At 38.2% G+C, this 11,441-nt stretch carries 8 protein-coding genes; 3 read left to right on the forward strand and 5 right to left on the reverse strand.

Annotated features, from left to right (window positions below):
* Positions 1 to 687, forward strand: a 687-nt coding sequence (locus ACEW8O_RS05915) for an ATP-grasp domain-containing protein (RefSeq protein WP_373493699.1), incomplete at its 5' end; no start/stop codon positions are given.
* 947 nt (positions 688 to 1,634) lie between these two features.
* On the opposite strand, the gene ACEW8O_RS05920 is transcribed toward ACEW8O_RS05915, so the two are convergent.
* A complete protein-coding gene (locus ACEW8O_RS05920; protein WP_373493700.1) occupies positions 1,635 to 2,033 on the reverse strand; it encodes a hypothetical protein in 399 nt (132 codons plus the stop codon).
* A gap of 852 nt (positions 2,034 to 2,885) precedes the next feature.
* Positions 2,886 to 4,280: an exopolysaccharide biosynthesis polyprenyl glycosylphosphotransferase gene (locus tag ACEW8O_RS05925; protein ID WP_373493701.1), complete on the reverse strand. Its 1,395-nt coding sequence runs from the start codon at positions 4,278 to 4,280 to the stop codon at positions 2,886 to 2,888.
* A gap of 488 nt (positions 4,281 to 4,768) precedes the next feature.
* Between ACEW8O_RS05925 and ACEW8O_RS05930 the strand changes: the two genes are divergently transcribed.
* Entirely contained in the window at positions 4,769 to 6,118 is a 1,350-nt protein-coding gene (locus ACEW8O_RS05930) for a carotene biosynthesis protein (RefSeq protein ID WP_373493702.1), read from the forward strand.
* Here ACEW8O_RS05930 and ACEW8O_RS05935 read toward each other — a convergent pair.
* Entirely contained in the window at positions 6,092 to 6,865 is a 774-nt protein-coding gene (locus ACEW8O_RS05935; protein WP_373493703.1) for a LytR/AlgR family response regulator transcription factor, read from the reverse strand. The genes ACEW8O_RS05930 and ACEW8O_RS05935 overlap by 27 nt on opposite strands.
* A gap of 341 nt (positions 6,866 to 7,206) precedes the next feature.
* Between ACEW8O_RS05935 and ACEW8O_RS05940 the strand changes: the two genes are divergently transcribed.
* Positions 7,207 to 8,850: an Ig-like domain-containing protein gene (locus ACEW8O_RS05940; protein WP_373493704.1), complete on the forward strand. Its 1,644-nt coding sequence runs from the start codon at positions 7,207 to 7,209 to the stop codon at positions 8,848 to 8,850.
* Positions 8,851 to 8,913: 63 nt separating this feature from the next.
* On the opposite strand, the gene ACEW8O_RS05945 is transcribed toward ACEW8O_RS05940, so the two are convergent.
* Both ACEW8O_RS05945 and ACEW8O_RS05950 read right to left on the reverse strand, forming a co-directional pair.
* On the reverse strand, positions 8,914 to 10,128 hold the full coding sequence (locus ACEW8O_RS05945; protein WP_373493705.1) for an arginine deiminase family protein: 1,215 nt from the start codon (positions 10,126 to 10,128) through the stop codon (positions 8,914 to 8,916).
* Between the two features lie 412 nt (positions 10,129 to 10,540).
* Positions 10,541 to 11,441 (reverse strand): amino acid--tRNA ligase-related protein (locus tag ACEW8O_RS05950; protein WP_373493706.1); only part of this gene is annotated, 901 nt, incomplete at its 5' end.

Raw genomic sequence — 11,441 nt, forward strand, 5'->3', positions numbered from 1 at the left:
AAACCGCTTAAATCCGGAAGTGGTAGAGGAATTGTCAAATTTAAAGATTATGAAACATTAGCCGCGTATTTTAAGGCTAATGGACTGAATGAAGCCTATATTTTACAAGAGTTTATAAAGGGAGCAGATTTTGGATGCAACGTACTGTGTCATGAGGGTGAAATTTTAGCTTATACCATTCAAAAAGGTAACCTTTGGGATCCTGCAAAGCCTTATTCTGCCCAAATCGGATTGGATTTTATTTACAATGATAAATTGTATCAAACTGTAAAAAAACTAATGAAATCGCTTAATTGGAATGGTATAGCAGATTTAGATTTGCTTTATGATGAGGAAAATGATGTTTTTAATATTGTGGAGATTAATCCTCGGTTCTGGGCTACCCTGACTGCGGCCCTTATGGCAGGAATTAATTATCCCCATCTTCTTATCCTCATGACAATGAAGAAAAGTATTGAGCCTCAGACCTACAAACAGATTCCTTATGTCAATCTAAAAGGACTGAAACAATTATGTGTAAAAAATAAAACCTTAATTTTTAAAACGAAATTCATTTGGCAAAACACACCATTAAAATATAGAATAGATGATCCTGTACCAATTGCGTATAGGTATATTTCGGAGACTAAGAATATTATCTCCAATAAAATTCAAACTCTTTTTTTGAAGAAAGACAAAGTAGAATAAATTTAAAGGTATTTGTAGGTTTAATGTTTAAGGTTTCCCTGTTGTCCGAGGCCTGTGGCTTCGCGACGCTGAGTCTAAGATTTTCCATACTCCTGTCCTCCAATAGCGCCCCCCAAAAAAATAGATCTTTTATTGCCTTCTGACCCTTTTGTGGTTCCCCATAATGCCACTGTCATAGGTTTTTAAGGTAATTCAGTCTCCACAAGAATCAATTCTCCTGACCTATCTACCTTACTTGGAAATTCAAAATGCAGTCTTTAGACTGTCCCCTATATCTAGCTGTTCGGTTCCGAAGTCCCCCTTTTTATTCCACCCCCATCAATTTTCCAATCAAAACTTTCCGTCCATTTCGGGATCAAAGTTACTGTTCCCATTCAAACTACTCAGTCCCGAAATTACCTGAATCATCGTTATCAAACCCCGGGTTGCGGTGCATGCAGGTTGGCCGAAACCGAAAGGTATTTCCAGCACCTTACCCAGGGCTCCGCCACGGCGGACAAGATAATCAATGTTCAGCCTCCCGATTCTCGGGACAGGCTCTTCAGGGCTGCTTTCGAAACCCCGTTGCCCGAAGCCTTTGGCTTTGCGACGCTGAGTACAGGAGTTTCCAAACTCTTGTCTCCGATTGTGGCCACCCCAAAAATCCCCTTCAGGGCTGCTCTAGTAATACCTTAATTTCGAAATCCACCTTTTATATGTGAGGATTATAGGGTAGGAAGACAATGGACCGCGCCAGCGCAGGCTTTGTGGGAAGAAGGATCCCATTGTCTTGACTTTTTTGTTACTTTTTTGGTCAAGCAAAAAAGTAAGAGAGGAAGTGGTTAAAAAATGAAGAAAATGTCACTCACTTATAATGACGTTATAAACACTCTTCTAAATTGACTTGCGTTCCACATTTCGGTAAAGAAAGCCAGTGTTCCAAAATAGACTTTCAGACCGAAATTGCTTCAATCGTTGCCTTCATACCCCGGGTTGCGGTGCATGCAGGTTGGCCGAAACCGAAAGGTATTTCGAAGCACCTTACCCGGGGCTCCGCCACGGCGGACAAGATAATCAATGTTCAGCCTCCCGATTCTCGGGACAGGCTCTTCAGGGCTGCTTCTGCAAACCCCGTTGTCCGAAGACTGTGGCTTCGCGACGCTGAGTACAGGAGTTTCCAAACTCTTGTCTCCGATTGTGGCCACCCCAAAAATCCCCTTCAGGGCTGCTCCAGTAATACCTTTATTTCGAAATCCACCTTTTATATGTGGGGGGTATAGGGTAGGAAGACAATGGGCCGCGCCAGCGAAGGCCTTGTGGGGAGCAGGATCCCATTGTCTTGACTTTTTTGTTACTTTTTTGGTCAAGCAAAAAAGTAAGAGAGGAAGTGGTTAAAAAATGAAGAAAATGTCACTCACTTATAATGACGTTATAAACACTCTTCTAAATTGACTTGCGTTCCTCATTTCGGTAAAGAAAGACAGTGTTCCAAAATAGACTTTCAGACCGAAATTGCTTCAATCGTTGCCTTCATACCCCGGGTTGCGGTGCATGTAGGTTGACAGAATTCGAAAACTTTACCCGGCACCTTACCCGGGGCTCCGCCACGGCGGACAAGATAATCAATGTTCAGCCCCCGTCAGGGCTGCTTCTGCAAACCCCGTTGTCCGAAGACTGTGGCTTCGCGACGCTGAGTACAGGAGTTTCCAAACTCCGATCTCTGGTTGAGGCCACTCAAAAAAAAATCCCCTATAGGGCTGCTCTAGTAATACCTTAATTTCGAAATCCACCTTTTATATGTGAGGGGTATAGGGTAGGAAGACAATGGTCCGCGCCTGCCTGTTCGGCAGACAGGCCAGTACAGGTCAACTGAGGAGAAAGCCTGTCCCGCAGATTTGCAGAAGATTCCATTGACTTGTCCCGATAGCTTCCGGGATTGTTACTTTTTTTGTTAAAAAAAGTAAGTGAGGAAATGCAAGAAAAATCAATTTAATGTAACTCACTTAATTTCATGCTGAAAAACACTATCCTCAATAAACCTACTCATCCCTATTAAAACTAGTGTGGCAGGGCGCAAAGCAATGATATCATCCATATTTTTATCTGCATAAAAAAATCAATAGAAAACCTCTTCCTTATTTCTTAAAACCGAATTAAATTAAAAAATGCCTATCGAAAAATCCGACAGGCACTTAGATAATTTTTTTTGAAGCTTAAAATTAAAAAGCAGTCTTATGCGTATCCTTCCCAAATATCGTCAACCAAACGATCTTGATATCCAACCAGAAAGTCCAATGTCTGAGATACCAAAGGTCATGTGAAGTCCTTTGTTTTTTCTGATTCTCAGTTTCCATAGGACCTCTCCAGCCATTGACTTGTGCCCAACCTGTGATTCCAGGCTTGTAGTAATGTCGGATCATGTATTTGTCTTCAGTTTCCTGCATCACTTGGTTCAGGAACAATCTATGCGGTCTAGGGCCTACCACACTCATTTCTCCTGTCAGTACATTGATAAACTGTGGCATTTCATCTATGCTGTATTTCCTAAGAAATTTACCGAATTTGGTAATTCTTGGGTCATTTTTGATGGTGGATTGTGTTCCGCCCATGATATTGTCACAATCACTCATAGTTCTGAACTTATATACTTTAAAAGGTTTGCCTCCTTTACCTATCCGCACAGGAGTGTAGAAAACAGGGCCATGGGAATCCAATTTGATCAGGGCTCCAATTACAAAGAAAAACGGGGATAATACAATCAATGCAAGTGAGGCAAAAAGCACATCAAAGATGTTTTTGATAAAATTCGGGAACCAGTTATCCAAAGGAAGTTGACGGACATTTACAACCTGTAAATCTCCAAACTGATAGCTTTTGACATTTTCACCAAATACACCTTGATAATCAGGGATGAATCTGATTCTTGTTCCATGAAAATCTGCCACTTCAACGATGGATTTTATGCGGTCCAGTTGGTTGTAAGGCAACGCAATGATAATTTCATCTGCAAAATTATCCTTTAAATAATCTTTCAAAGATTCAAGATTTGTAACAACCCTTTCTTTCTTCAAACCTTCTCTACCTTCATTACCACAATCAATAAAACCCTGTATAGCTAATTTGGCATAAGAATTTGACTCCAAAGATGCCGCTACTTTCTTCGCCAAATCTCCTGAACCTGCTATCAATGTGGTACTCATCTTTACCCTTCGATCTCTGATAGGAGTATAAAACCTTATCACGAGTGAATTGGTAATGACACCGAGAGAAGGGATACCTACTAAGATGGCCATTAAAAGATTTCTGACATCTTTTGGAAAGGAGAAGATCAAATATAGAATTCCGATGATACCTGCAAGAATAAAATAAGTCTTGAAATATTTGGTCATCCTTGACTTATAAAAACTGCTTCCGGCCCATTCCCCGTAGAGCTTATTGGAATATCCAATCACTAACCATAAGGATATGAGGCCTAATAGGAAAACCACTTCCATTTTTTGAAATAGGAGGTCATTGATCCTATAAAAATATAAGGATATAAAAAACGCAAGAGATAAATTCATCACGTCCCAAAAAACTAAAATTGGAACATTTGTTTTGTGAAGATTTGTCATAGCCTTTAAAAATTAATTTTGGTAAAATTTTTACTGTACTAGATTCAATTAATAGTGAAACCGGTAAACTTAATGCTGAAAGATATTTTAGGCTTATGTAAGGATGACAAATATACAAAAATTTGTTTTTCATTCATGTTAATTTGCCTTTACTTTTTCTTTGCCTTGTTGTTAATGTTAAACTTTCAGAGCTACAAATATATCTTAAATATTTTAAAACAAAAATAAAATGCATAAAAAATTATTTGAAAAGCATAAAAATGAATTTAAAACCGTGTAATTGATTAAAGATAAATTTTTATTTAAATTTTCATACTTAATTTTTTTTAAATTTTCATGTGATTAAAGCTCTGTAAAACAGTAATTTATGTAAATATATTTTTAAATGTGTAATTATGAAGCTTACTAACCCAATCAAAGAACATCTTTGAGTTGTTTTTTTTGATTAGTTTTTATCAATTGCATACTTAACAATCGTCATCCCAATTTTGAAAGTTTCTGTTATTGGAATTCTTTTTATCATTACCTTATTTGGTATCGGGTACTTGATACCGCGAGAGGATTTTACAGGTCAATTGACCTGTTTTGCTATTGCTTTTGGACTTTATGTTTTGCTGTTAAGGGAATTCGGGTGTAATGCTCGATGGTTTTTGTCAGGGATTTTTGGTGCTGTTATTTTAAGATTGACATTTATAGTTGCTGTTCCAGAACTCTCAGATGACTTTTACCGATATGTTTTTGATGGACAGCTTTTGAATAATGGCTTTAATCCCTATTTGTATATTCCTCAGGTTGCATTCGAGAAGACAGGGATTGTATCCAATGCTTATTGGGAAACATTATTGACCGAAATGAATTCATCGTCATATTTTTCAGTGTATCCTCCTTTGCACCAAAGCATTTTTTGGATTTCTGCGATGACCGGCGAAAATCTGCTTTATAATATAGTATCAATTAGACTTATCTTAATTGTATTTGAGGTATTGAATATGTTCTTGATTTGGAAAATCATTATGGCATGGGGACTTCCAAAAAACACATTATGGCTTTATGCCTTCAATCCTCTGGTGATTATTGAAATTTCAGGAAATCTTCATTTTGAAGGGATAGTACTGACGGGGCTGCTTTTGTCAATTTATGCATTTGGCAAAAAGAAATATTCAACGGCATCACTTGGATGGTCATTTGCGGTTGGTTTAAAACTTACTCCTTTGATGCTCGGCCCTTTGTGGTTAAAAGCCTGGTCAAAAAATAAGCTGGTTTTCTTTTTAATCTTATCAGGGTTTTTGATTGTGTTGTTATTGTTTCCATTAATTATTGACAATGGGTTTGCAGGCTTTTGGAAAAGCTTGCGCTTGTATCAGAGTAACTTTGAGTTCAATGCTTCGATTTATTATGTGTTAAGGGAAGTTTTCTCTTTCTATTTGGGATATAATCCTATAGCATATTTGGGGCCTATCATGAACTTTGCTGCCTTTTCAGGGATTTTGGTTTTCGTATATTGTTGGAAAATCGAGAAGGCGGAAGATTTGGCGGAAGGAATGGTATGGATCTATCTTATTTTTTTGTTGCTTCAGCCTGTGGTCCATCCATGGTATCTAATTCCTGCGTTTGGAATCAGTGTCCTCACCAAAAACAGGGTGGTTCTAATCTGGACATTTTTAGTTTTTCTTTCATACAGTGCCTACCGGTCCGATGAAGTGAAGGAATCATATCCAATAATATCTTTTGAATATGGGCTTTTGTATTTTTATGCAGGGGTAAAAATAATCCCTATGCTTCTAAACAAGATTGAATTTTTATGGAAAAAATCAGATTTTAGGGATTTGTTTGAATAAAAGTTCCAAAATGATCTCTTTGTTTTTGGTGATTCTTATCCGTTTACCGTCAGACATTTCTATCATTCCCCCGTCAGTCTTAAGGATTTTTTTGATGAAAAATGGATTGATTAAATGGGAATTGTGAATCCGCAAAAAGCCATGGTTTTCCTGTAGCATTATCAACTCTTTTAAGTTCCTAGAAACCAGATATTCCTTATTATTCTTTAAATATTTGATTTTGCTGTAATTGCGTTCAGCTTCACACCTTATAATATCTTCAACTACCAATATCTCGTAACCATCGAAAGTCGGAATGGCAATCCTATTGTCTTTTTTTATGGGGCCTTCAAAATAGTTTTTTATTAAAAAATCAATTTCTTTATTTTTTGAAGATCTCCATTTATGTAAGGTTTCTACCAATTTATCTTCCACTAACGGTTTTAATAAATAATCAAGTGCACGGAATTTTAAAGCTTCAGTGGTAAAACCATCATAAGTGGTAAGAAATACAAATTCAAACCCAAGGCACTTGTTATTTTTCTGAAGTTTATGCAATAGTTCCAAGCCACTTATAGGTTTCATGGCAATATTTAAAAACAGGATATCAATATTGGTCAAGTGATTTTGATAATTGTTAAGGAAAGTATCCGGATTGGAACAACCAAACAATATATCAACATTGGGGCATTTATTTTGTGTAAGTCGATAAAATGAATCAATGGAGTTTTGCTCATCATCGACAATTGCTACATTAATTTGTGCCATTTGATCGGATTTTAAAAATTAGAAAGAGGTTAAATACCAAAAGATTGAATTTGCAACTTTTTTAGGAAAAAATCAAATTTAAATTAATTTTTATATCTAAAAAAAAATAATTCAACACAAAAAATCTGCATTTTAAATTTTGGGGTAAATTGATCTGTACATTAATACGGTCTATTTGTACAGTCAAAGGGGGCGATTGTACATTCATGATTGATGAAACTAAATCAAATATTTAACTTATTTCCAAATTCCGTAAGGCCAAGTATCCATAATGTTTTTACCACCACCTTGACTTTCGGAATAATCATTTTATTAAAATTTAACCTATAATTCTTTTAACCATGAAAAATTTTGATGAAAGTTCAATTGCCAAATGCTCTGTGGCCAATTTTAAACAACGATTCTGGATATTGATCAGTATGGTCATAATTCTTGGTGCGTGTACCGAGGGAATTGTCAAGGATGAAGATTTTAGTGACGATCTCAATCTGCTTTCACAGTCGTTGTCTATGAACTACGGAAAAATCGGTATATCCGATGCAGCTAATGAAGGAATAGACGAGTTTTATTTTCTTGCTCCTACGGTAGGAAAATCCCCAAAGTATAACGGAAAATTCCATCCCAACCTAAAACCGGTCTTAGAAATCAGTGACGACCTGTCTTTTGAGAAGATATTACTTTCATTTAGCAGGGATAATTCATCGGAGAAAAAAATTATGGTCAACGAATCTGAAGAGTTCTATTCTGCCACATGGAATACTTCGGAATCCAAGGTAATTCTTGGTAAAATCTATAGAATAAGGGTGAGAGTCGGAGAGAAAATCCTAGGTTTTGTTGATATAGGGATTGTGCCATCTCCAGCCAAACAATTGGAATCAGGTCTTGTTCCCGTTGTTCAAAATCAGTCATTTAGAATTGATTTTAGAATTGAAGATAAAACCTGCCCGGCTAGAATTGAAGTCTTACCTGCTGAAGCAACAATTCTAAAAGATGGAGAACAGCAATTTGAAGCTATTGTTTATAATTTTTATGGGGAAATATTGGATCTGAAAGTAAAATGGCATGTTGGAAATACCACAGTGGCTAGTATTAATCAGAACGGCCTTGCTAAGGGATTGGAATTTGGATTTTCCAAAATTTCCGCAACCTCTTTTGATGTTTTGGGGGAAGCTGATCTTTTTGTACAAGAGGCTATTGGTCCGAGACCAGGAAGAGATGTTGTAGTTTTCAATGATTTCAATATTTTTGACAACACTGCCATGGCTGATCCTAATAATCAGTTGTTCGTTAAAAATCTGATTAATTTCTCTGCTCCGGGGATCAGAAATTCCGGGGATGTCATCATGTTTGATTGCGGAAGGAATTCCAGATTTACGGTGGTGGATACGCCACCTGCTTGCCAGGCAGGAGTAAGATGGAATCCATTGAGAAACCTCATTCAGGGTGAAGGGTTTACAATTCAGGATATAAGCTCTACAAGTGGTACTTTGATCAATATACCTGAAAATGTAAAAGTGCTTTTCCTATGGTTACCTTTGGTTCCCTATACACTGAATGAAATAAATGCCCTGAAATCATTTGCTTTTGAAGGTGGTAGAATAATCTTCGTCGGTGAATGGGATGGTTTTTACACAATGGCTGGTATAAATACTGAAAATCAGTTTTTGGTTAATATGGGGGCATTTATGAGGAATATTGGTCTAGCAATTGATTGTGGACGTGTCAATTTGCCGGAAACCTCTTTAAGGCCTCATCCCATTACAAGAGACCTGACTGGATTTTCCATTGCTTGTGCATCAGTGATAGAGTTGGGGCCCGATGATTTTCCGCTGTTTTATGATCGCTCCAATACGAGGGTTTTGGCTGGCGTAGCGCAGATTGATACTAACCCCATTACCGAGCTGTTAAGTGGCAGAATAAGTCAACAAGGAATGAAAGAGAGAAGATCCGAAGATCTGGATCCTGAGAAAGGAACGGGATATTAATAAATTTAAAATTCCGGATTCAATCAAAACAGACAGGGGGATTTCATCCCCCTGTTTTTTTTACTATATCTTAGCCCTACTCAACGGCATCGTCATACAGCGAGGACCGCCCAATCCCCTTGATAACTCTGATGATGGTATCTCCAAAACTTCCACCCCCATATTTCTCAAGGCCCTGTTGGTATGAATATTTCTATTATAAGATATTACTCTTCGGGGTCCTATGGCAAATACATTGGCACCGTCAAACCATTGTTCTCTCATGGAATAATCAGGTTTTCCATCGGCAGTGGAAAGGAGTTCAAGGTGTAAGATTTCTTTTTCCAACACTGTCAGCAAAGACTCATTCAGCACTTGTCTTTTGATATGTACTTTATCTTCTTTGATTTCTTTTAGGGTATAAAGTGAAGTCTGCAATACGGAATTAAGGGCATCAGGATAGGTGAGAACCAGGTTTTCGTCCAAAATGGTGAACACGGTATCCAAATGCATATACTGTCTTTTTTTGGGAAGATGAACCTCATAAACCCGCTCTACTGTTCCTTCGGCCAGTAGGGACTTTGCGATATGGTAAATGGCTTTTTCGTCAGTCCGTTCCGAATTTCCAATGGCCACTGCTTTTTTTGAAAGCACAATCACATCTCCTCCCTCAATACTTGGAGGGGAATCGTGTCCATTGACGGGATAAATCTGATGGACGTGGTCTTTGAAGTCAGGATGGTTTTCAAATATTGACCTTAAAAGATTTGCCTCTCTTTGCCGGCCTTCCATTTTCATACTTGAAAAAATAATTCCCCCCGGAGTGATGGCCATAGGGTCTCTTTGAAAGTAAAGGTTTGGACTGGGGGGAATCACAAATGCATAATCCATTAGTTCCGCGGAAGGCAAGTTGGGAATTTTTCTTTTGAGTTCATGGACTTTTACCCCTGCCGTAAGGGCTGTGGCACATTCTGCCGTGGAAAGTCTGTCAAAAATATAGTCTTTGAAGTGTGTCAACCCGGATTTGGATAAGGCGTCATGCATCAATTTCTCAAGTACAGCTCTATCGGACAAAACATGAATCAGTAATTCGTGCAACCTGAACACTTGGGCTCCTGTGGTCTGTTTGATCAAGTCTGTAAACACATCATGTTCCTTTTGCATGGCTTCCAAGTAAGGAACATCCTCGAAGAGTAACAAATCCTTATTATATGGAGTCAATCTGTCGATCTCTTTCCCGGGTCTATGCATCAGCACAGCCTTCAATGTTCCAAATTCAGAGTTGAGTCTTAGGTTCATGGTTTGATTTATTACCGATTTTATCGAAATATATTCATTTTATCAAAAAGATGAGTTGAAAATTAACTAAAAAAGGAATTTTTGTTAAAATGGGAAAGAGAAATCTACCTGCTCCGATTAATGGATAAAGACTTCTTCCGCCCCGGCGGACAAGACCTGCAGTCGAAGTGACAAGGATAAGCTTTTGGTGTTTTTGATTGCAATTTTTGATTTAATTGTGTCAAAGACTTTCCCTTTGTCATTTCGAACGTAGAGAGAAATCTACCTGCCCCGATTAAGGTAAAAAGACTTCTTCCGCCCCAGCTGACAAGACCTGCCATCGAAGTGACAAGAAGTAGCTTTTCTAAAATCTAAAATCTACAATCTACAATCTTAAATCTAAAATCTACCCTCTCCCTTCATCCTTCATCCCTCAAGATACCCACCTCTCAACATCCTCCTTACTCGGATTAGCCACATCAAGTTTCAACTTTTTCCTCCTTCCACAGACATCATTGAAGAGTTTGTTGGCATCCTGTTCTTTTAATTGCTCAATGGTATGGATGTTAAGGTCACGGATGGCAGGAATTAATCCAGCAGGGATGCCCAATTCCATGAAATCCTCATCTGAAGCGATCTTTACTTTTTTCTCCGGTCTCATCTGTGGAAAAAACAGCACTTCCTGTATGGTGGTCTTGTTGGTCAGCAACATGGTCAGCCTATCTATCCCAATACCAAGTCCTGAGGTAGGGGGCATGCCATATTCCAATGATCTCAGAAAATCCTCATCCATGGCCATCGCCTCATCATCACCTCTAGCTGCCAGTTTTAATTGTTCTTCGAATCTTTCTCTTTGGACTATTGGGTCGTTCAGTTCTGAATAGGCATTGGCTATTTCTTTGCCGTTGACAAAAAGCTCAAAGCGTTCTACCAAACCTTCCCTGCTTCTGTGTTTCTTGGCCAAAGGCGTCATTTCAACCGGGTAGTCCGTGATATAAGTCGGCTGTATCAGGTGTGCCTCCACTTTCTCACCAAACAACTCATCAATGAGTTTTCCTTTACCCATGGTATTATCAACTGTAATACCAAAATCAGCACATACTTTTTTCAGGTCTTCCTCATCCATCTCACTGACATCCACTCCCGAATGTTCTTTGATAGAATCAAACATGGTCAGTCTTTTATATGGCCCCGCAAAGTCAATCTCATTGTCCCCAACTGTCAAAAGGGTGGTGCCATGGATCGATTCGGTGACTTTCTCAATCAATTCCTCGACCATTTCCATCATCCAGATATAGTCCTTGTAGGCTACATAGATTTCCATAGAAGTGAAT

This window comes from Aquiflexum sp. (assembly GCF_041749095.1).
Classification (GTDB): Bacteria; Bacteroidota; Bacteroidia; order Cytophagales; family Cyclobacteriaceae; genus Aquiflexum.

Coding starts and splice junctions, on each gene's coding strand:
- ACEW8O_RS05925 (WP_373493701.1), bottom strand. CDS start 4,280: ATGACAAATCTTCACAAAACAAATGTTCCAATTTTAGTTTTTTGGGAC.
- ACEW8O_RS05935 (WP_373493703.1), bottom strand. CDS start 6,865: ATGGCACAAATTAATGTAGCAATTGTCGATGATGAGCAAAACTCCATT.
- ACEW8O_RS05940 (WP_373493704.1), top strand. CDS start 7,207: ATGAAAAATTTTGATGAAAGTTCAATTGCCAAATGCTCTGTGGCCAAT.
- ACEW8O_RS05945 (WP_373493705.1), bottom strand. CDS start 10,128: ATGAACCTAAGACTCAACTCTGAATTTGGAACATTGAAGGCTGTGCTG.